Annotated in this window: 21 protein-coding genes, 1 tRNA gene and 1 pseudogene; 16 read left to right on the top strand and 7 right to left on the bottom strand. The window is 64.4% G+C overall.

What is annotated here, in order from left to right; translation table 11 throughout:
- Positions 1 to 157: 157 nt before the first annotated feature.
- The gene (locus tag ACU0B3_RS12835; protein WP_446261254.1) at positions 158 to 1,252 is read right to left on the bottom strand and encodes a Gfo/Idh/MocA family protein; all 1,095 of its coding nucleotides are present in this window, start codon (positions 1,250 to 1,252) and stop codon (positions 158 to 160) included.
- Between the two features lie 9 nt (positions 1,253 to 1,261).
- Positions 1,262 to 1,963, bottom strand: coding sequence for a GntR family transcriptional regulator (locus ACU0B3_RS12830; protein ID WP_446261253.1), 702 nt, complete (start codon positions 1,961 to 1,963; stop codon positions 1,262 to 1,264).
- A 107-nt stretch (positions 1,964 to 2,070) separates the two neighbouring features.
- Between ACU0B3_RS12830 and ACU0B3_RS12825 the strand changes: the two genes are divergently transcribed.
- The 7 genes from ACU0B3_RS12825 to ACU0B3_RS12795 all read left to right on the top strand — a co-directional run bounded on the left by ACU0B3_RS12825 (position 2,071) and on the right by ACU0B3_RS12795 (position 8,628).
- Entirely contained in the window at positions 2,071 to 3,225 is a 1,155-nt protein-coding gene (locus ACU0B3_RS12825; RefSeq protein WP_446261252.1) for an LLM class flavin-dependent oxidoreductase, read from the top strand.
- A complete protein-coding gene (locus ACU0B3_RS12820) occupies positions 3,225 to 4,112 on the top strand; it encodes an aldo/keto reductase (protein ID WP_446261251.1) in 888 nt (295 codons plus the stop codon). Before ACU0B3_RS12825 ends, ACU0B3_RS12820 begins: the two co-directional genes overlap by 1 nt.
- Positions 4,112 to 4,630 carry a flavin reductase family protein gene (locus tag ACU0B3_RS12815; RefSeq protein ID WP_446261250.1) on the top strand — a complete coding sequence of 173 codons (519 nt, stop codon included), beginning with the start codon at positions 4,112 to 4,114 and terminating at the stop codon, positions 4,628 to 4,630. The genes ACU0B3_RS12820 and ACU0B3_RS12815 overlap by 1 nt, the downstream gene beginning before the upstream one ends.
- Before the next feature lie 95 nt (positions 4,631 to 4,725).
- Entirely contained in the window at positions 4,726 to 5,382 is a 657-nt protein-coding gene (locus ACU0B3_RS12810; RefSeq protein WP_446261249.1) for a TRAP transporter small permease, read from the top strand.
- A 175-nt stretch (positions 5,383 to 5,557) separates the two neighbouring features.
- Positions 5,558 to 7,033 (top strand): TRAP transporter large permease, encoded by a 1,476-nt coding sequence (locus tag ACU0B3_RS12805; RefSeq protein ID WP_446261248.1) that lies wholly within the window; start codon positions 5,558 to 5,560, stop codon positions 7,031 to 7,033.
- Positions 7,034 to 7,095: 62 nt separating this feature from the next.
- Positions 7,096 to 8,166 (top strand): TRAP transporter substrate-binding protein, encoded by a 1,071-nt coding sequence (locus ACU0B3_RS12800; protein ID WP_446261247.1) that lies wholly within the window; start codon positions 7,096 to 7,098, stop codon positions 8,164 to 8,166.
- Positions 8,167 to 8,238: 72 nt separating this feature from the next.
- Positions 8,239 to 8,628, top strand: coding sequence for a VOC family protein (locus tag ACU0B3_RS12795; protein ID WP_446261246.1), 390 nt, complete (start codon positions 8,239 to 8,241; stop codon positions 8,626 to 8,628).
- A 63-nt stretch (positions 8,629 to 8,691) separates the two neighbouring features.
- Here ACU0B3_RS12795 and ACU0B3_RS12790 read toward each other — a convergent pair whose 3' ends face one another.
- Positions 8,692 to 9,162, bottom strand: a complete 471-nt coding sequence (locus tag ACU0B3_RS12790) for a tetratricopeptide repeat protein (RefSeq protein WP_446261245.1) — start codon at positions 9,160 to 9,162, stop codon at positions 8,692 to 8,694.
- Positions 9,163 to 9,177: 15 nt separating this feature from the next.
- Between ACU0B3_RS12790 and ACU0B3_RS12785 the strand changes: the two genes are divergently transcribed.
- The gene (locus ACU0B3_RS12785) at positions 9,178 to 10,455 is read left to right on the top strand and encodes a cytochrome-c peroxidase (RefSeq protein ID WP_446261244.1); all 1,278 of its coding nucleotides are present in this window, start codon (positions 9,178 to 9,180) and stop codon (positions 10,453 to 10,455) included.
- 167 nt (positions 10,456 to 10,622) lie between these two features.
- Here the strand turns inward: ACU0B3_RS12785 and ACU0B3_RS12780 are convergent, their stop codons facing one another.
- Positions 10,623 to 11,945 (bottom strand): aspartate aminotransferase family protein, encoded by a 1,323-nt coding sequence (locus ACU0B3_RS12780; RefSeq protein WP_446261243.1) that lies wholly within the window; start codon positions 11,943 to 11,945, stop codon positions 10,623 to 10,625.
- A 115-nt stretch (positions 11,946 to 12,060) separates the two neighbouring features.
- Between ACU0B3_RS12780 and ACU0B3_RS12775 the strand changes: the two genes are divergently transcribed.
- Together ACU0B3_RS12775 and ACU0B3_RS12770 are read left to right on the top strand one after the other, a co-directional pair.
- Positions 12,061 to 13,020 carry a TAXI family TRAP transporter solute-binding subunit gene (locus tag ACU0B3_RS12775; protein ID WP_446261242.1) on the top strand — a complete coding sequence of 320 codons (960 nt, stop codon included), beginning with the start codon at positions 12,061 to 12,063 and terminating at the stop codon, positions 13,018 to 13,020.
- A 207-nt stretch (positions 13,021 to 13,227) separates the two neighbouring features.
- Positions 13,228 to 13,992, top strand: a complete 765-nt coding sequence (locus ACU0B3_RS12770) for a penicillin-binding transpeptidase domain-containing protein (protein ID WP_446261241.1) — start codon at positions 13,228 to 13,230, stop codon at positions 13,990 to 13,992.
- Between the two features lie 36 nt (positions 13,993 to 14,028).
- Here ACU0B3_RS12770 and ACU0B3_RS12765 read toward each other — a convergent pair whose 3' ends face one another.
- Together ACU0B3_RS12765 and ACU0B3_RS12760 are read right to left on the bottom strand one after the other, a co-directional pair.
- Complete coding sequence (locus ACU0B3_RS12765; protein WP_446261240.1) at positions 14,029 to 14,607, bottom strand: ferric reductase-like transmembrane domain-containing protein; 579 nt, start codon at positions 14,605 to 14,607, stop codon at positions 14,029 to 14,031.
- A 16-nt stretch (positions 14,608 to 14,623) separates the two neighbouring features.
- Entirely contained in the window at positions 14,624 to 15,109 is a 486-nt protein-coding gene (locus ACU0B3_RS12760; RefSeq protein WP_446261239.1) for a twin-arginine translocation pathway signal, read from the bottom strand.
- A gap of 232 nt (positions 15,110 to 15,341) precedes the next feature.
- On the opposite strand from ACU0B3_RS12760, the gene ACU0B3_RS12755 reads away from it, so the two are divergent.
- Together ACU0B3_RS12755 and ACU0B3_RS12750 are read left to right on the top strand one after the other, a co-directional pair.
- Positions 15,342 to 17,960, top strand: coding sequence for a TRAP transporter permease (locus ACU0B3_RS12755; protein WP_446261238.1), 2,619 nt, complete (start codon positions 15,342 to 15,344; stop codon positions 17,958 to 17,960).
- Positions 17,961 to 18,028: 68 nt separating this feature from the next.
- Positions 18,029 to 18,105 (top strand) — tRNA-Arg (locus ACU0B3_RS12750).
- Positions 18,106 to 18,171: 66 nt separating this feature from the next.
- Here the strand turns inward: ACU0B3_RS12750 and ACU0B3_RS12745 are convergent.
- Positions 18,172 to 18,396 (bottom strand): hypothetical protein, encoded by a 225-nt coding sequence (locus ACU0B3_RS12745; protein WP_446261237.1) that lies wholly within the window; start codon positions 18,394 to 18,396, stop codon positions 18,172 to 18,174.
- Between the two features lie 185 nt (positions 18,397 to 18,581).
- On the opposite strand from ACU0B3_RS12745, the gene ACU0B3_RS12740 reads away from it, so the two are divergent.
- The 4 genes and pseudogenes from ACU0B3_RS12740 (at position 18,582) to ACU0B3_RS12725 (ending at position 20,685) form a co-directional block, all read left to right on the top strand.
- On the top strand, positions 18,582 to 19,100 hold the full coding sequence (locus ACU0B3_RS12740; protein ID WP_446261236.1) for an RHS repeat-associated core domain-containing protein: 519 nt from the start codon (positions 18,582 to 18,584) through the stop codon (positions 19,098 to 19,100).
- Between the two features lie 217 nt (positions 19,101 to 19,317).
- A complete protein-coding gene (locus ACU0B3_RS12735; protein WP_446261235.1) occupies positions 19,318 to 19,782 on the top strand; it encodes a hypothetical protein in 465 nt (154 codons plus the stop codon).
- Positions 19,783 to 19,787: 5 nt separating this feature from the next.
- Positions 19,788 to 19,985: pseudogene (locus ACU0B3_RS12730) on the top strand (RHS repeat-associated core domain-containing protein); the annotation flags it as partial.
- 253 nt (positions 19,986 to 20,238) lie between these two features.
- Positions 20,239 to 20,685 (top strand): RrF2 family transcriptional regulator, encoded by a 447-nt coding sequence (locus ACU0B3_RS12725; protein ID WP_446261234.1) that lies wholly within the window; start codon positions 20,239 to 20,241, stop codon positions 20,683 to 20,685.
- The last annotated feature ends 78 nt before the right edge of the window (positions 20,686 to 20,763 follow it).

Raw genomic sequence — 20,763 nt, 5'->3', positions numbered from 1 at the left:
GGCTTTTTGGAGGCACCGCGGCCCGGGCGCCGCAATTGCGGCAAAAATGGCACCATTTGTGGGCGGCCCGGCAGGCTTTCGCTAGATGCAGTATTGCAAGCCGATCACAGCCGCGTCCGCGGAGTGCCTTGGTGGCCAGTAGGGGGAAGCGGGGGCGCTATTTCACCCCCACCGCCTGCCCCGCCAGCGCCGAGCTTTGCGCGGCCATCCCCATCTCGACCGCGCGCAGCCCGTCGATCAATGAGACCTCCGGCCGCCCGCCGCGCCGCACCACGTCGAGGAACCGCGCGTGCTGATAGAAAGTCGACCCGTTGTGATCGCCCGCATCGAGGATCGTCGGATCGACCGGGATCTCCACGACCTGCGGCCCTTTGGGCTGGCGCGGGGAAACTATCACCTGCGGGACCGGCGGCACACCAAGGTGCGTCGGCCAGAACCGCCCCGGTCCCGGCACAAACGCCTCGATCTTGCCGTTCGGACCCACGGCTGAGATCTCCTCCTGGTAGCGCGCGCCCTCGGCATACATGCAAAGCTCGAGCATCGCCCGCGCCCCGCTGTCGAAATCCACGATCACATAGGCGCTGTCCCAGATGTCCGGCGTCTCGCCGCCATAGCGTTCCGCCAGATGGTTCACCTCCTGGCCCGCGCTCGCCATCACCCGCACCGGCTCGGCCTTGAGCACGAAACGCATCAGGTCAAAGAAGTGGCAGCACTTCTCCACCAGCGTGCCGCCCGTGTAGCGGTTGAACCGGTTCCAGTCGCCCACCTTGGGAAGGAAGGGGAAGCGGTGCTCGCGGATCGTCAGCATCTTTACCCCGCCGGTGGCGCGCTGCACTTGCTCCGCAAACGTCTGGATGGGCGGCATGTAGCGGTACTCCATCGCCACCCAGATCGGCGCCGGATAGCTTTCTCCGATTGCCCGCACACGCGGCGCGTCGTCCGGGTCGGTAAAGAGCGGCTTTTCAATGAGGAGCGGCAGCGGGTTGCGTGCGGCGATCTCTTCGAGCTGGCTGACGTGCAGGTAGTTCGGCGACGCCACGAGCAGGCAATCGAGATCATCGCGGCTGAGCAGCGCCCAGACGCTTTCCATCATCTGCGCGTTCGGCGCGATGGCCTTGGCGGCCTGCGCCATGATCTCGTCCGGCTCGTAGATCGCCGCCACCCGCGCGCCCTGCAAAAGGGCGATGTTGCGCAGGTGCTCCTGCCCCATCATCCCGCAGCCGATGATCCCGTAGTTGATCACCTTGTCCATCCCAGTTCCTTACCTGATGCGCGCCACGTAGGTGGCGACGGATGTGTCGATCCAGTTGAGCGAGGCTTCGCACGCCTGCCCGGTGTTGTCCCAGCTGATGCGCGTGACACACAGCGTGTGCGCGCCCGGCCGCAATCCAAAGCGTTCCGGCGCCCAGCGCGGCACGGCGCCCATACCGCAGCGGTCCTCGGCCCGGGCAATCCAAAAGCCCAGCGCCGTGCGGTAGTGCAGATAAAGCGACTCCGACAGGTCCTCTGCGCGCAGCACCTCCGCCCGACTGCCATCGAGCCAAATCTCCTCAAGCACCGCGGGAGTGCCGGAAAGACTGCGCAGACGCCGGATACGGTGACCTTCCGCGCTGTCTCCGAAATACGGGAGCCCTTTCGGTTTCATCTCGCGCGCAACCGAGAGGACCTCTGCCGTCGGCGTCCCGCCGCCGCCGAGCAATTCGGTCCGAAAGAAGGCATAGACGTTGTCCGGCTGCGCACGGCTTTGCACGTAATTTCCCGACCCCTGCCGCCGCTCGAGAAAGCCGTCGTCCGTCAGGCGCGCCAGTGCCTTGCGCAACGTGCCGACCGAAGTGCCGAAGTCCTGCGCCATCTCCCGCTCGGGCGGCAGCTTATCGCCGGCCAGATACCGCCCCGCCGCGATCTCGCGCGCGATCAGCTCGGAGAGCTGGGCGTAAAGCGGCAGGGAAGCTTGATCGGTCACGGGCGCTCTCGGCTGGCCGCGCGGCGCGGCAGGTTCAATTGATACACTATTGATCTACCAAAGCGCGGGTGGTACGCAAGACCCATCTGCTGCTGACCGAGACACCCATGACGATTGTGCCCATCACCTCCCCCGATCTCGACGCTGCGGAAGTGTCCTGGTTCTCGGCGCTGTGCTCGGACGATTATCAATTCCTCGGGGTGCCGGACGGCGCGCTGCGTTCCTCCTGGGCGCATTGCCGCGACATCGTGCTGGAGGCGGAAAAGCAAGGCTTTCGCAACATCCTGTGCCCGTCCTCGTATCAGGTCGGTCAGGACACGCTGTCGTTCGTCGCCGGCTGCGCGCCGCTCACCTCCGACATCAACATGCTCGCCGCCGTGCGCTGCGGGGAGATGCAGCCAATCATGCTCGCCCGCACGCTGGCCACGCTCGATCACATGATGGAGGGGCGGCTGACGGTGAACATCATCTCGTCCGACTTTCCTGGGGAGAAGGCCGAGAGCGCCTACCGCTACCAGCGGTCGCGCGAAGTGGTGGAGATCCTCAAGCAGGCGTGGACGCAGGACGAGATCAATTACGAGGGCGAGGTCTACCAGTTCAGCGGGCTGACCACCGGCCCGGCCAAGCCCTACCAGACCGGCGGGCCGCTGCTCTATTTCGGCGGGTACTCCCCCGCCGCGCTCGAGCTGTGCGGTCAGCATTGCGACGTCTACCTGATGTGGCCGGAAACGCAGGACATGCTCGCCCAGCGGATGAAGGACGTGAACGCCGTCGCCGAGCGCTATGGCCGAACGCTGGATTACGGCCTGCGCGTGCACATGATTGTTCGTGATACAGAAACAGAGGCGCGCGAATACGCCGATTACATCGTCTCCAAGCTCGATGACGAATACGGTCAGCTGATCCGCGACCGGGCGCTCGATTCCACCTCGCTCGGCGTCTCGCATCAGGCGCGTGCGCGCGAGCTGGCGGACAAGTTCGGCTACACCGAGCCGAACCTCTGGACCGGCGTGGGCCGGGCGCGCTCCGGCTGCGGCGCGGCGCTGGTGGGCTCGACCGATCAAGTGCTGAGCAAACTCGAAGAGTACCAAAAGATGGGCATTCGCGCCTTCATCCTGTCGGGCTATCCGCATATCGAGGAGGCCAAGCACTTCGGCACCCGCGTGCTGCCGCAGATGAAGACGTGCTCCCTCCCACACGCCTATGGCCGCGTGCCGGGCGAAGCGCCCAAGACACCCCTAGCCGCCGGAGAGCGCCGCTGATGGACCGTATTCAGATCACCGATGACTTGAGTTTCTCGCGCCTTGTCTACGGCATGTGGCGCCTCTCGGACGACGCCAACACCTCGCCCAAGCACGTGCGCGCCAAGGTCGACGCTTGCCTCGATCAGGGGATCACGACGTTCGATCAGGCCGACATCTATGGCGGCTACGAAGCCGAGGAAGTCTTTGGCGCTGTGATGACGCCCGAGCTGCGCTGCAAGATCGAGATCGTCACCAAATGCGACATCGTAGCCCCTGCGGGCCGCTATGCCGATGCGCGGATCAAGTACTACGACACCTCCCGCGCGCATATCCTCGCCTCGGTCGATCACTCGCTGCGGCTGATGAAGACAGACTACATCGACACGCTGCTGATCCACCGCCCCGACCCGATGATGGACCATCACGAGACGGGCGCCGCCCTCGACGAAGTGATCGCCTCGGGCAAGGTGCGCAGTGTCGGCGTTTCGAATTTCAAGCGTCACGACTGGACGCTGCTGCAATCGGCGATGAAGGCGCCGCTGGTCACCAACCAGATCGAGATTTCGGTGCTGCACCACGTCCCCTTCACCAACGGGGATGTCGCATATCTACAGGAGGCGGGCGTGCCGATCATGGCGTGGTCGCCGCTCGCGGGTGGCGCACTTTTCGAGGCCAAGAACGCGGGCCTGCGTGACCTTCTGAGCAAGATCGGCGCCGAGTTTGGCGTCGACGACACCGCCGTCGCGGTGGCGTGGCTGCTCGCGCACCCGGCAAAGATCATCCCGGTGCTCGGGACCAACACGCTCGAACGGATTGCAAAGATCGGGGATGCGGCCAAGGTCACGATCGACCGGCAGACCTGGTTTGAAATCTACACCGCCGCGCTAGGTCACGAAGTTCCCTGATGTCAGCCGAGCCGCGCCATCCCATGACCCAGACCTTTGCCCCCTCGCCCGACACCGCCCGCGATCTGCGCAATGCGCTCGGGCAGTTCGGGACGGGCGTGACGGTGGTCACCTGCATCGACGGCGAGGGCCCCCTGGGCATGACGGCGAACTCCTTTGCCTCGGTCTCGCTCGACCCGGCGCTGGTGCTATGGTCGCCGGCCAAGGCGTCGAAACGCTACCCGAGCTTTGTCGCCGCCAAATCCTTTGCCATCCACATCGTCGCTGCCGAACAGGCCGGGCTTTGCGCCGGCTTCGCGCGCGACGGGCGCGCCTTTGATGGCGCGGACTGGGCGCCTGGCGCAAACGGCGCGCCAGTTCTGAAAAATGCGCTTTCGGTCTTTGAATGTGAGCAATCGGCCTTGCACGATGCCGGCGATCACACGATCATCCTGGGCAAAGTGACGCAGGTCACGACCCGGCCCGGCGCGCCGCTGATGTTCTTTGGCGGGCGCTACGGCGGCTTTGCCGAGGGCTAGGCGCGACTGAAGCTGAGGCCACGCGGCTGACACGACACCCGAGCGCCCCGCTCGACCAAAACAACAAGGGGCGCCGGACACAGGGAGGAGAGAGGATGCCTGCGCTTTTCGCGCTTTTGGCGCCGTTCCAGCTGTTCAACGACCACGTTTTGCGCGTGGGGCGCTGGATCGCGATGGTGTGCATCGCCCTGATGGTGGTGTTCATCCTCGTGCAAGTCTTCTTCCGTTATGTGCTGAACAACGCCCTGCCCTGGCCGGACGAGGCGGCACGGTTCATGATGCTGTGGATGACCGGGCTGATCGCGCCCTCGGCCTACCGCCGGGGCGGGTTCGTGGCCATCGACATGATCGAGCGGGCGCTGCCGAGCGTGGTCAACCGCCTCCTGACGCTGACGTTGCTGGCGATTGCGCTGGCGGTGCTGCTGGTCGCGGTCCAGCACGGCAACAAGCACGTCACCTCCGGCTGTCTCTTCAAGACCTCGACGCTCTGGCTGCCGTTCAAGTTCGAGTTCAACGTGCCGCTGCCATTCGACCTGAACCTGACGCTCTGCACGCGCCAGGCGTGGACGTTTGGGCTCGAGTGGGGTTGGCAGAAGATGCCGCGCGCGGTGGTCTTTGCCTCGCTCTACGTCGGGGTGATCCTGCTGATCATCGTCAACATCGAACTAATGCTGCGCCAGATCATCGGGCTCTTCGGCGGCGGGGACCGGCTGCGGTCCTTTGAAGACGCCTCGATGCAGGGGGCGACGTGATGGGTATGGCGCCTCAGTTGCAAAGCCTGCCGCGCACGCGTCATCCGCGTACCACTTTCAAGTATTGCGCGCCGGATCGCTTGCGGTCCGGCATGTGCCCGCCCGCCCCCAAGGCGGGCACATACGTGCCCACCCCGGGCGGCCACATGCCTTTTGTCGCAACGGGAGCCACCCCATGCTGATCTGGTTCCTCCCGCTCTTCCTGCTCTTCCTGATGGTCGGCCTGCCGGTCTTCTTCGGGATGCTCGCAGCCCCCGGGATCATGCTCTTCCTCAACGGGCAGGAGCGTGACGTGGCGCTCCTTTACCGCAATGTCTACAACGGGATGGACAGCTTTCCGCTGATGGCGATCCCGTTCTTCATGCTCGCCGGAGAGCTGATGAACCGGGGCGGGATCACCGAGCGGCTGGTGGAGTTCTCCCAAGCGCTCATGGGTCACCTGCGCGGCGGGCTGGCGCAGGTCAACATCCTGTCCTCGATCCTCTTTGCCGGTCTGTCGGGCTCGGCCGTGGCCGACACCTCCGCGCTCGGCTCCATGCTGATCCCGGCGATGGAGAAGGAGGGCTATTCGCGCAAGTTCGCCGCCGCCATCACCGCCGCCTCGTCCGTCATCGGCCCGATCATCCCGCCCTCGGGCATCATGATCATCTACGCCTACGTCATGGGCGAGTCGGTCGCGGCGCTCTTCCTCGCTGGGATCGTGCCGGGCATCCTCGTGGGCGTGGGCCTGATGGTCATGGTGCGCCTGACCGCCGACCGCTACAACCTGCCCGCCGCGCGCAAGGTGGCGCTGTCGGACAAGCCGCTGTCGAAGCGCGAGGCAGTGTTCTCCTGGGTGCTTTTGCGGCTCAACTTGGGCGGTCTCCTCTACCTCATCGCGCCGCTTTCGAGCGAGGCCGACAGTTTCCTCAAGCTCGGCGTCTTCGCGATTTGCCTCGCAGCGATCCACGGCTTCCTGCTGCTGGTGCGCCGCGGGGTCAGCCACGCCTTTCGCCTGACCTGCAAGCGCGCCGTCGTGCCGCTGCAGACGCCGATCCTGATCCTCGGCGGCATCCTCATCGGCATCTTTACCCCGACCGAGGCCGCCACCGTCGCGGTGGCCTACGCGCTGGTCGTGGGCTTTCTCATCCTCGGCTCGATGAAGGCCAAGGACCTGCCGCAAATCCTGATGAACGCGGCCTCGACCTCCGCCGTCGTGCTGCTGCTGGTCGGCTCGGCAATGGCGTTCAAGACGGTGGTCTCGCTCTCCTACGCGCCGCAGATCATGGCGGAGTTCATGCTGTCGCTCAGCGAGAACCCCCTGATCCTGCTGTTCCTGATCAACCTGCTGTTGTTTGTCGTCGGTATGTTCCTCGATGCAGGCCCCGCCATCATCATCCTCGGCCCGATCCTGGGCCCGATCTTTGTCGACCTCGGCGTGCACCCCGTGCATTTTGCCATCATCATGTCGGTGAACTTGACCGTGGGGCTGGCAACGCCGCCCATGGGGCTTGTGCTCTTCGTGGCGAGTTCCGTGTCAGGCGAGAAGGTCGACAGCATCGCCAAGGCCATCCTGCCGTTCCTTGCCATCGAGATCGTGGTGATCTTTTTGATCACCTACATCCCCGCCATTTCCATGACGATCCCGCGCCTGACAGGGTTCGTTCAATAACCACCGCCGTAGGATGGGTGATATCACCCATCCTACAACAGAGCATCAACAGGGAGACACTCATGCTCAAACACCTCACCAGCGCGGCGCTTGCCGCCACGATGACCCTGGGGGCTGCGGCCACCGCATGGGCGGACGGCCACGCAATCACGCTGCGCGCCACCGCCAATTCGAACGAGAACGACGAGGACTATGACGGCCTGGTGGTCTTCAAGAACTACGTCGAATCCGCCTCGAACGGCGCGATCAGCGTCGAGCTCTTCATCGGCACGCAGCTCTGCGGCAACGGCACGGAGTGCCTGCAGGGCATCGCCGACGGCACCATCGACATCTACGTGGCGACCTCGGGCGGCTCGTCGGGGATCTTCCCCTTCGTGCAGGTGCTCGACCTGCCCTACCTGATGGCCGATGACCGCGTCGCCGAGGCCGCCATGGCGTCCGGCACCGAGTTCATGAACACGATGAAGGCGATGACGCTGGAGAATTCCGGCGAGGCGATCCGCCTGATGACCGTCGGCAACACCGGCGGCTGGCGCAACTTTGCCAACACCCAGCGCCCGATCGAAGAGCCCGGCGACATGGCCGGCCTCAAGATCCGCACCGTCGTGGCCGACCTGCCGCAAGAGCTGGTCCGCGCGCTCGGCGCCTCCCCGACGCCGATCCCGTGGCCCGAACTCTTCACCTCGTTCCAGACGGGCGTCGTCGAGGGCTCCAAGAACGGCATCACCGACATCATGAACATGAAGTTCCCCGAAGCGGGCCTGCAGTACGTGACACTCGACGGCCACGCCTACATGGGCGCGCTGTGGTTCATGAACAACGAGCGGTTCCTCGGCATGGACGAAGGCATGCGCCGCGTCATCGTGGACGGCTTCTACCAGCTGCAGCAGGCCACCTTTGCCTCGCCCAAGCGCAAGTCGATCCAGGCCTACGAGGACTTCGTCGCCGGTGGCGGCAACCTCTACGTGCCGACGCCCGAGCAAAAGGCCGCGTTCAAGGACGCCGCAGCCCCGGTGTTCGACTGGTTCAAGGACAACATCGACGGCGGGGAGCGCATCTTTGACGCGCTGAACGCCACCGTGGCCGAGGTCGAAGCGGATCTCGAGGCCGTGCGCGCCGCCGACATCCAGTAATCCGCTGGACATCCTGCGTAAGGTGGGCAGTCTCTGCCCACCTTTTTTGTTGGCCCGGGAGCCGCCGCCATGATGGGTTACGTGACAGTCGGGTCGAATGACATGGCCGCCTCCGAACGGTTCTACGCCGCCGTCCTGCCCGCCCTCGGATACACGTCCGAACGCTACCAGGGCGATCTCAGCTACCTGCCACCCGCCGCGCTTGGCCCGGCCGCGCCACATTTCTACGTCAAGGCGCCCTTCGACGGCAAAGACGCCTCCGCAGGCAACGGCGCGATGGTGGCGTTCGAGGCACCTTCGCAAACCCTAGTCCGCGATTTGCACGCAACCGGCCTTGCGGCAGGCGGCACGGATGAAGGCGCCCCCGGCTTCCGCGCCGCCTACAGCGCCAACTTCTTTGTCGCTTATCTGCGCGATCCCAGCGGCAACAAGATCGCCCTCTTCACCACGTCAGACGCGTAGCGTCCGCGCCAAAGCGCCGCAGGTCAGCACCACGCTTGATCCCTTTGAAAAAACCGCCAAAACTCAGCGGAAGGGATACATCCACACACGGTAATCGTCGATCAGCTCATGCGCCTTCTCGATCTCTTCGCGGGTCATCTTCTTGACCACCTCCTCCTGGCTGATCGCCGCGTCGGGGTCGCCGCCGATGGCGCTCAGGACGTACCACATGTAGGCGCGGATGAGGTCCGGGGCGGGCATGCCGATGCCAACCTCGTAGTACCATCCGACGCCGGACTGCGCGCCGGGGTGGCCCTTCATGGCGGAGCGCAAGTACCAGTCGAAGGCGCGGATCGGGTCCCGCTCGACGCCGAGGCCAAGCGCGTACATGACGCCGATCAGCTCTTCGGCGTCGGCGTTGCCCGAACGCGCGGCGGGCCACATCAGCTCGTAGGCTTTCTCGAACTCCCCGGCCTCCATCAGATCGCGCGCCTCTTCGATCTCGGCAAACGCCGGAGCGGCCAGAAACGCAAGCGTTATCAGAAGCTTCTTCATGTCCTGCCCTTCCTCTTGGCGACCAATGCAGCGGCCGAACTGCCTGCCCCTCTGACGGAGGCGGACTTTCATCCCGTGGACCCGGCCAAGGCGCAGCTCGGCCAGCTTTTGTTCTACGATAAGATCCTCTCCGGCAACCGCAACATCTCTTGCGGGACCTGTCACCACCACGACCTTGGCGGCACCGACGGGCTGTCGCTCGGCCTCGGCGAGGGCGGCACCGGTGTCGGTCCCAAGCGCACAGCCGGAGTGGGCGACGACCGCATCCGCAAGCGCATCCCGCGCAACGCGCCCGCGCTCTGGAACCTCGGCGCCAGGGACATCCGCGTGCTCTTTCACGACGGGCGTCTCGAAGTGTCGGACATCTACCAGAACGGGTTCAACTCTCCCGCCGAGGAGTGGCTGCCGCAGGGCCTCGAGACCATCGTCGCCGCGCAAGCCGTCCTGCCGCTCGTGGCGCAGTTCGAGATGGCCGGCAACCCGCGCGAGAACGAGATCGCGGGCGCCATCCACGACCGTATCGACACCGCCTGGCCGATCCTCGCCAAGCGCGTGCGCATCATCCCCGCATACGGCGAGATGTTCGTGGACGCCTTCGATCACATCGACGAGTCTTCCGAGGTCACGATCGTCGAGATCGCCAACGCGCTCGGCGCCTTCATCCAGTCCGAGTGGAAGAATTTCGACAGCCCGTTCGACCAGCACCTCGCCGGGACCAAGCCTTTGACCGGGGACGCGCTCGCCGGGATGGATCTCTTTTACGGACGCGCGCAGTGCAGCACGTGCCACGCGGGGGCGCTGATGACGGATCAGAGCTTTCACGCGCTAGGCTTGCCTGCCTTTGGCCCGGGGCGCACGCGCCGCTTCGATCCGATGCCGCGCGACGTGGGCCGGATGGGAGAGAGCGACGCGCTCGAGGACGCCTACCGCTTCCGCACGCCGATGCTGCGCAACGTGGCGCTGACCGCGCCTTACGGTCACAACGGAGCCTTTCCCGATCTGGCGTCGATGATCCGGCATCACGCCGATCCCGCTACCTCGCGGGCGGCGTGGACGCGCGACATGGCCAAGCTGCCGGACGCGCCGTGGATTTCGATGATCGACTTCGTGATCCAGACCGACACGCGCGAAATGGCGCGGCAGGCGGCCAAGCTCGACATCCAGCCGGTGGCTTTGACGGACGCCGATGTCGCTGCGCTGGAAGCGTTCCTGCACAGTCTGACCGGAGAGTCTGCGCTCAAACGCCCGCTGGGCCGTCCTGAGGCGGTGCCGTCTGGTTTGCCTGTGGATTAGAGCATAAGAACTTCAGCCTGATACAAACCCGCTCAATTCAAAGCACCCGCCTGACGGGCACCGTCAGGCCGCGCCGTCCCGCCCCCTGGGGCGGCGCGATTGCGCCACCCCGCGGGACGTCGCGTGTCCATCTGTCGTAAATGCGTCTGGGTCGAAGAGCGCTGCTTCTACACATCCAACGCCGTCTCCACAGCACCACTCAGCTTGTCCACGATCTCGTCGAGGTGGCGATCCTCCATGATGAAGGGCGGCGCGAGGAGCACATGATCACCCTTCTGCCCATCGATGGTCCCACCCATCGGGTAGCAGATCAGTCCCGCCTCGAAGGCCGCCTTCTTGACCTTGGCATGCAGCTTGCGCGCAGGATCGAACGGAGCCTTGGTCTCGCGAACGGCCACCAGCTCGATCCCGCGAAAGAGGCCCCTTCCCCGGATGTCCCCCACATGCGGGTGCTGGCCAAACGCGGCTTCCAGCCTCTCCTGCAACGCCTCCCCCAAAGGCGTGACCCGGTCCACAACCCCGTCATCGACCAGCCGCTCGACCACCGCCAACGACCCCGCACAAGCGGCAGGGTGACCGAGATACGTGTGCCCGTGTTGGAAAAAGCCCGACCCTTCGGCAATTGCATCGTGGATCGCGGCGGTACAGAGCATCGCGCCGATGGGCTGGTAGCCCGCCCCAAGCCCCTTGGCCACGGCGCAGATGTCGGGTGCCACGCCGTCCTGCTCGCAAGCAAAGAGCGTGCCCGTGCGCCCCATGCCGCACATGACTTCGTCGAGGATCAGGAGGATCCCGTGCCGGTCGCAGAGCGCGCGGATGCGTTTGAAGTAGTCGGCCACCGGCGGCACCGCTCCCATGGTTGCCCCGACGACAGGCTCGGCGACAAAGGCCATGACCGTCTCTGGTCCCAGCCTTTGCACTTCGGCCTCCAGCTCCGCCTCGAGCCGCGCGGCATACGCCTCGGGCGTGTCCTTCCCTTGCCCGCGATAGGCGTAGCACGGGCTGACATGAGACATGTGCACAAGCAGCGGCTCGAACGGCGCGCGCCGCCATGCGTTCCCACCCGCCGCCAGAGCGCCCAGCGTGTTGCCGTGATAGCTCTGCTTGCGGGCAATGATGTGCTGGCGTTCCGGCTGGCCGATCTCGAGAAAGTACTGCCGCGCGAGCTTGAGCGCCGCCTCCATCGCCTCGGACCCGCCCGAGACAAAGTACACGCGGTCGAGCTCCCCAGGTGCCAGCGCGATCAGCCGGTCCGCGAGCGCCTCGGCAGGCTCGGAGGTGAAGAACCCCGTATGCGCAAAGGCCAGCGTCTCAAGCTGCGCCTTGATCGCCGCCGTCACGTGCGGATCGCCATGCCCGAGGCAGGACACCGCCGCCCCGCCCGAGCCATCGAAATAGGCCTTGCCGGACTCATCATAGAGGTAGACGCCCTCGCCGCGCACGGCTTTTGGCGGCATCGCGGTGCTGTTGCGGGCAAAGACATGGTTCATGGGGCGCTCCAATCCGGGTCCGGGCCACGCGCTAAGAGTTGCAAGTTGACGCGAATCCCGGCTCAATGTTGCGCACGAGGTTCCGCAAGGGAACCAGCCAATAGGGAGCAAACACATGAAAAAGCAGCTTTTCGGAGCCCTCACAGCCGGCGTCATGGCGCTGGGTGGCGGCGTGTCCGCGCAGGAGTTCATCTCGATCGGCACAGGCGGCGTCACGGGCGTCTACTACCCCACCGGCGGCGCGATCTGCCGTCTGGTGAACCGCGACCGCAAGGAGCACGGAATCCGCTGCGCCGTCGAATCCACCGGCGGCTCGGTCTACAACATCAACACGATCAAGGCCGGTGAGCTGGAATTCGGCGTTGCGCAATCCGACTGGCAACACCACGCCTTCAACGGAACGTCCAAGTTCGCCGACAACCCGTTCCCCGAAATCCGGGCGGTCATGTCGGTCCACCCCGAGCCGTTTACCCTGATCGTGCGCGGTGACAGCGACATCAACGGGTTCGAGGACATCGCGGGCAAGCGCGTGAACGTCGGCAACCCCGGCTCGGGCCAGCGCGCCACGATGGAAGTCGTGATGGAAGCCTTCGGCATCGGCATGGGCGATCTGGCGCTCGCGACCGAGTTCAAGGGCTCGGAGATGGCCAAGGAGCTCTGCGATGGCAACATCGACGCGATGATCTACACCATCGGTCACCCGGCCGCCGCCATCAAGGAAGCAACCACCACCTGTGACGCGCGGCTCGTGTCGGTGACCGGCGCGCCGATCGACCAGCTGGTCGCGGACAATCCGTTCTACCGCGTGGCGACGATCCCGGGCGGCATGTACAAGGGCACCGATGGCGACACCACGACATTTGGCGTGGGTGCGACCTTTGTGACCTCAGCGAACATCCCCGAGGAGACCGTGTACGTCGTGGCCAAGGCGGTGATGGAAAACATCGACGACTTCCGCAACCTGCACCCAGCGTTCGCGAACCTCGATCCGGCGCAGATGGTCAAGGATGGCCTCTCGGCACCACTTCATGACGGCGCTGCGCGCGCGTACAAAGAGCTGGGCTTGATCGACTGATCCGGCTGCTTGGTGGGGGCGCGCGTGTGCCCTCACCCTTCTCTTGCCTCAAACTGGCCTGCGGTTTGTGCTTACCCGACGTGCATCCGCCCAAAGCCGGAGATGGAGCTTGCCAAGTCGCGTCGCGACTCCTGCATAGGTCCGAGGTCAGGCTTGCAGTCCAAAGCACGTTTTCTAAGCCGCCTATTGTGCGCCGCGATGATCTGCGTGTCTGCGACATCGGGCGCAGCGCAGGAGAGCGACGTGTCGCACGTCGTCTCAGACGTACGGCACCCACGAGAAAGCCTGGCAGTCGTCGCAACGCGCCTGTCCGATGGTCAAGTGTGGTCGAGCAACGAGGCGCGGGCAGATCGCCGTTTCTCGCCTGCCTCGACCGCCAAGATACCCCACAGCCTGATCGCGCTCGACGAAGGTCTCGTGAACTCAGAGACAGTCTTTGCCTGGGACGGGGTCATCAGGTCACGCAGCGTCTGGAACCGCAACCAGACGCTCAAAGGCGCGTTCCAGAGCTCCGCCGTCTGGGTCTTTCAGCACATCGTCCGTCTGGCCGGCGCCGAGGTGATGGCACAACGGCTTGCGCAGTTTGGCTACGGCAACGCGGACATCGGCGGTCCCGAACAATTGGCGACCTACTGGCTCGACGGCACCTTGCGCATCTCCGCGTGGGAGCAAGTCGATTTCCTGTCGCGGCTCGCGCGGGAAGAGCTGTCTGTGTCTCCAACGACGTACGCCGCGGCGAAGAACATCATGCACAGCGACAGCGGCGAGAATTGGGAGATGTGGTCCAAGACCGGGTGGCACCACAGAGCGTCCGCGATGGACATCGGCTGGTTCGTCGGACGGGTGGCCTGCGGCTCTGACACCTACGTCATCGCGCTCAACATGGACCTACCCGACACAAGGTTTCTGTCCGCACGCAAGGCCAAGGCCTACGCCGTCCTGACCCACATCGGGGCGTTTGATTGCAGCTAAGGGGCGCTCGTGTACGCGCGTATCGCGGTCTTTCTTTTAGCGCCTTAGCGCCGTGACCGCCGCCCAACCAGCCGCCACAAGAACGGCAAGGCTGAGTGCCCATTTCGACCAGACCTCCATCGTGCCTTCGATAAGGAGGGCATGGGCGACGGTCCCTCCGGCCGCCAGCAGCGCGAAGGCGACGTGCAAAACCCGCCATGTTCGCGGCGCGAGGCGGAGCCGCCGGCGGAAGGCGGCAAGAGCGGCGGCAAAGATCACGCCCCACATCGCCAGGGCGCCCCAGACGCCGAAGGGCGTGGGGGAGGCGAAGGTCAGCACGTCGATCACGTCCGGGGGGCTGGTGATCCAGAGCCCCGCGATGTGCACCGCGACGGCCAGCACCAGGGCGAGGCCGATCAGGCGATGCACTTTGCGCGCGGAGGGAGGTTTAAGGCCCGGCAGGGCTCCGGCAATGGCGAGCGGCTGGATCAGGAGGAGACCGAGCGCGAGCACGCCGGAAAAGCCTGCGATGATGTAGATCGGATCGCGCCAAGCGAGCAGTGGGCTTAGGGCGGAGAGCGCCAAGGGCGCGCCCACGGCCACGGCAATGGCCGTCCAGATTGCGGCGTTGCGCATCAGGGCGCGCGGCGGGTCAGGCGGGCACGAGGACGAAATGCGCCTCGAGGCTCGTGTCGGCGGAGCTTGACATCACGGGGCGCAGGAACACTGTCTCGAACGCGTCGCTGTCGTAGGCCAGATGCCCGTGCGCCTGGCCAAAGGCGGGCACGATCTGCGGCATCTCGAGGCGGAAGACACCGCTGGCGTCCGTGAGCGTGGCGCCATGGCTCGCAAGGTCGCGCTCGTGGCCTTCTGTGGTGTGTGCCCAGATCTGGATGCGGGCGCCTTCGATGGGTGCGCCGTCGCCCGCGCGGCGCACGGTGCCGGACATCCAAAAGCCGCCGCCACCGATCCGCTCCACGATGGGCGCGCCCGGGCGGTAGTTGTTGGCGCCTCCGCGCATGGTCGGCGTGGGCGCCAGCCCTTGCGCGCGGGCTGGCACGGTGAGGCCGGTGGCACCAAGCGCAAGCGCGGCGGAGCCGGTGGTCAGAAGCGTGCGGCGAGTGGAGAAGCTGGACATGGGTCTGGTCCTTTCAAAAAGGCAGGATCGCATTCGTCATGGATCAAAGGTGCGGCGATCCCCTTCCGAGATCAACGGACCTGACGGCTTTGTGAGCGCGGCCTGCGGTGCTTTGCCGAGGGCGCGGCTCAGAGAAGAGGCAGCCGATGCCAGGGGCGTCCGACAGAATTCCCTTGCGCGACTCCCCCGGGCCGGGACAGCCTGACACAAAATAAGGCGACGGGGACAACACATGGCCAACACGACAGAGCGCAGCGCCGACGACATGGTGGCCGAGGCCGACACCGGCGCGAGAAGCCCGGCGAACTGGCAAGGCACGCTGATCATCGGGCTGTGCATCACCTGGTCGCTCTTTCAGCTCTACATCGCCTCGCGCGTGCCGGGGCAGCTGGCGCAGGCAACGGGCATGAACATCTTTGCCAACATCGTGGCGCAAGCGCGGTTCGTGCACCTCGCCTTTGCGATTGCTTTGGCGACGCTGGCGTTTCCGCTGTTCAAATCGTCCCCCCGCGACCGCATCCCCGCCTATGACTGGGCGCTTTTGGCGCTTGGGGTGGCGTCCTGTCTTTACCTCGTCGTCTTCCGATTCGAGATCGCCGACAGGCCGGGGCTGTGGAACACGTCAGACATCGTTATGTCCTCGATCGGCATGGTGGTCCTGATGATCGCGGTCTACCGCTCGCTCGGCCTGCCGCTCGTGATCATCGCGTCCTGCTTTATCGCCTTTGCCTTCTTTGGTGGGTACTCGGAATGGGCGCGGAACATCACGAACTATGGCGGGGCGTCCTTCTCCAAGGCTTTGGGTCACTACTGGATGCAGACCGAGGGCGTCTTTGGCGTGGCACTTGGCGTGTCGACCTCGATGATCTTCCTCTTCGTGCTCTTTGGCGCTTTGCTTGATCGCGCGGGCGGCGGGAACTGGTTCATCAAGGTGGCCATCGCCTTGCTCGGCGCTTTGCGCGGAGGCCCGGCCAAGGCGTCGGTCCTCTCCTCGATGATGACCGGCATGATCTCCGGCTCGTCGATTGCCAACACCGTGACCACCGGTACGTTTACCATCCCGCTGATGAAGCGGATCGGGTTCCCGGCGGAAAAGGCGGGCGCGGTCGAGGTGGCCTCCTCCACCAACGGCCAGCTCACCCCGCCAGTGATGGGCGCGGCGGCGTTCCTGATGGTCGAGTACGTGAACATCCCCTACATCGACGTGATCAAACACGCGTTCCTGCCGGCGGTGATCTCGTACATCGCGCTCCTCTACATCGTGCATCTCGAGGCGCTGAAGATGAAGATGCAGGGCCTTGAAAAGCCCGGTCGCCACATCGGCCCGCTGATGATCCTGATCCTGTTCCTGTCGGGCTTTATCTTCCTCGGGGCCTGCACATTCGTGATGATCGGCATTCGTCACATGCTGGCGCCGGTCATGGGCGACACGATCTACGTGGCGGTCGGGATCGTGGCCGTGCTTTATCTCGTGCTGCTCTGGGTCGCTTCGCGCTACCCGGATATCGAGATGGATAGCGAGGACGGCCCGGTCAGCGCGCCGCGCCTGACGCCGACGCTGCTGGGCGGTGCCTATTTCGCGCTGCCGATCTTTATCCTGGTGTGGAACCTGATGGTGCGCACCGAAGAGCTGGATCGCCTCTCCCCTGCCCTCTCGGCCTTCTGGGCGACGGTGTTCATGATCATCGTGGCGCTCACCCACCGCCCGCTCAAGGCGATGTTCCGGGGCCAAGGTTTTGGTGGCCAAACGGTGCAAGGCTGGGTCGACTTCGTGAACGGTCTGATCCTCGGCGCGCGCAATATGATCGGGATTGGCGTGGCGACAGGGGCGGCGGGCATCATCGTCGGCACCATCTCCCTGACGGGCGCGCACCAGGTGATCGGCCAGGTGATCGAAGTCATCTCCGGCGGGAACCTGATGATCCTTCTGATCCTGGTGGCGGTCCTGTCGCTGATCCTCGGGATGGGTCTGCCGACGACGGCCAACTACATCGTGGTCTCCTCGCTCATGGCGCCGGTGATCGTGAGCGTGGGGGCGCAAGCGGGCCTCGTAGTGCCGCTGATCGCGGTGCACATGTTCGTCTTCTACTTCGGGATCCTCGCCGACGACACGCCCCCCGTGGGTCTGGCGGCCTACGCGGCGGCGGCGATTTCCCGTGGGGACCCGATCATGACGGGTGTGCAAGGCTTTGCCTATGACATCCGCACGGCGCTCCTCCCGTTCCTCTTTATCTTCAACACGGACTTGCTGCTGATCGATGTGGGCTTTGCAAAGGCGATCCTCGTCTTCTTCATCTCCCTCATCGCGATGCTCTTGTTCGCGGCGGCGACGCAGGGGTATTTCATCGCCAAGAGCCGATGGTACGAGACTGTCGCTCTCCTCTTCATCGCGTTCATGCTGTTCCGGCCTGACTTCTTCCTCGACCAGGTGAGCGAGAAGTACAGCACCGCCGCCGGACCCGCCGCGATCACGCTGATGGAAGGCGCACGGGACGGGCAAGACGTGCGGCTCATCATCGACGGGCCTGATTTCGACACCGGCGAGAACCGCCCGACAACGGTGGTGATCCCGGCGGTCAATGGCGATGCAACGGGCGCGCTTGATGCGCAGGGCCTGACGGCCTTCGCCGAGGGCGAGGTGCTGGTGCTCGAAGAGCCCTTCCCCGGGACGCCGCTCTTCGAGCAGCTGGGGCTCGAGTACGACTATTACGGTGACACGCCCGTGGTGATCCGGCAGGTGCAGGTCGAAAATGACCGCCTCCCAAAGGAGCTGTTCTTCATCCCCGCGCTTCTGCTCTTGTCGCTCCTGGTGCTGATGCAGCGCCCGCGCGCGACACAGCCGGCGTTCTGAAACCAATCCGCCGCGCCCGCGATCAACGCTGGCGCGGCCTGCCGCGTGACGCTAAACACACAGCCAGCGGTCCCTTAGCTCAACTGGATAGAGCAGCTGACTTCTAATCAGCAGGTTCAGGGTTCGAGTCCTTGAGGGATCGCCACTCTGCCATGCTTTTTTGGACCGAGCCTCTTGTCGGGTCGCATGCCCCCGAACGCTAGAACGCTTGTCAGTACCAATGGTGAAAAGCTGTCCGTCTCCGGCTCTGTTGCCAACGCAATCCGAGCAACCCCGACGGGGTGTCGAGCAGGTACCGCGCGGCGGGTCCCGGCGTGGCAGAGCGCAAATGTGCGGCGTAGAACGTGGGCTCTTCGGGCGGTGCGCTGTCCTGCGCCAGCACAAGCCTCGCCAGCCGTCCGTCGGCGAGCGCGCCCGACATCAGATGTTCGGGCATCCGGCATCGACCAAGCCCATCCCCCAGAAAATCCATCCTAGCGGCTGAGGTCGGCAAAACGCTATTGCCGCGCACTGACGCAGCCAAATTTCGGGCCCTCCGGTGCCGCAGGATCCCGGCAAAACAAGCCGTACAAAGGGCTCGAGGTCCTCCGGTGCCAGCGGAGCACGCAGTGCCGCAAGCGGATGGGAGGGCGTCCCAACCTGCACGGTGGCGTCGTCGATGAGCCAAAAGCCCTTTGGTGGAGTGCACACGTCCACCGCCCCGACTTTGGCCTACGCTTCCCGGGGCAATTCTATCACTGGGAGACGGCGCTCAATCAGAACTGGATGCGGGATTATGATCCGACGACGAGGCGGTGTGTCCAAGCTGATCCGTTGGGGCTGGTGGATGGGGCCAGTGTGTATGGGTATGCGTTGCAGTCGCCTGCGCGATTTACTGACCCAACCGGCGAATTCATTCCACAACTCATCGGAGGTATTTTGAGAGCTGGAATTGAATACCTGACAAACCCCTGCGCGACGGCAAAGGATACTGCCATCGCAGGAGCTCTTTGTGCCGTTGGTGGGGGGGGTCTCGAAAGCACTGTTTTTAGGGCACGGCGCGAAGTCTCTCACTCGGGAAACCGGCAAACAATGGTCGCACAGTCTCAGCAAAAAGACGGTGAACAGGAACACTTCGGGAGGCCTGAACAAGGCACTTAATCAGCGTGGCGGACTCAATGGGTCTTGGGATTCGCCGAAACGGCATTTCAAGCACGATCCGGCGCGGTACCCGAAAGGTCGGCGGAATATGGGGGAACGGCTGGACCCAAGATTACAAAAACTGGATCGAATTCCGGACTGGGCAAAAGGCACTGTGGCTGGAAGTTTCGCCGCAGCAGGTGTTGCTGGCGTTGGCAGTGAATGTGGGTGCAATTGAATGTTGGGAAATATCTCTAAGGTATTTCGGTATTTGAATGCACTCGGGCACTACCAAGCTGGCGCGGGCAGTTGGTCACTGCGCCCGCATGAAGAGGCGTTCATCGAAGCCGTTCTGCAAGAGCTTTCAGAAGACGTGGCAAACGTGGTTCGTCGGCAGTTGGCGCGCAAAGACTTTGTAGAACGCTCCAACCCGCGGATAAACGTCCTCTCACCTTTCGATTTGAACGATGTTGAGAAGATCGACTCGTCCGAATTTGACGACGCGTTGTACAATGTGCGTTTTCGAATGGATGGCAAAAGGCAGACGGCACACGTGACCTTTTACGAACGTCGATTATTTTCTGTGGAAACCAAACTGCCGGGTAAATCGTACATTGGCAAAACGATTTCGGTGGAAAAGGTTGAACGAGGCATGGCACGCGACACGATGACCAAGGAGATCGACAGGTCCGAACACGGTTAGTTGAGGTGCACACGTCCACCGGCCCCGACTTTGGTCTGCGCTTCCCGGGGCAGTTCTATCACTGGGAGACGGCGCTCAATCAGAACTGGATGCGCGACTATGTTCCTACGACGGGGCGGTACATCCAGGCTGATCCGTTGGGGCTAGTCGATGGCGCGAGTGTATATGGGGATGCGCTGCAGTCGCCAGGGTTGATCGTTGATCCCTACGGGTTAGAAGCGCAGATACCGTACGTGTTGCCAAATAGCCCTGCCGAACTTGATGAGTATTGGAAGCGGAGCAACCCAAGAAATCCAAAGCAGACATCTACGCGAGATCACGAAGGCGGTCGCTGCGGGCGACGTCGTGCAAGCCCTCACTGCAGCAGCGCTACGCGTTGGAGCCGTCGGTTGTCCACGCCACCCGTTCCCCACACCGCATCTGTTCGCCTGCGCGCGGAGCCTCTAGTCTGGCGCCATGCGCCGCGACAACCGCCTTTCTCGCACGTTGCACGTCCTGATCCATATGGCCGATCAGGACGCGGCCGTGACCTCGGATGCCATCGCCGAGATGCTTGGCACCCAGGGGCCGGGCGTGCGGCGGATGATGGGTGGGCTGCGCGAGGCGGGGATCGTGACCTCGACCAAGGGGCATGGCGGCGGATGGCGCCTGACGCGCCCCTTGGCCGAGATCACGATGCTAGACATCTACGCGGCGCTCGGGGAGCCGGCGGTCTTTGCGATGGGTCCGGCGCGGGAGAACCCGACTTGCCTCGTGGAGCAGGCGGTGGACGCGCGCCTCGGCGTTGCGTTCGACCGCGCGGCAGCGCTCTTGCGCGCCGAGCTGCAGGCCGCGTCGCTTGCCGATATTGCCGACGACTTCGAGCGCCGGCTCGCCGCGCACACGGGCAGACCTACGACCTGACCAGTCGTAGAGCCGAACCTAGGGCCGGGAATGCTTGACCCATGTGCTTTCTCGTAACATATGAATGCACGTTACTGT

The sequence above is a fragment of the Pseudaestuariivita sp. genome (assembly GCF_052825805.1).
The sequence above is the reverse complement of the archived record's forward strand: the minus strand, read 5'-3'. Positions and strand labels throughout refer to the sequence as shown.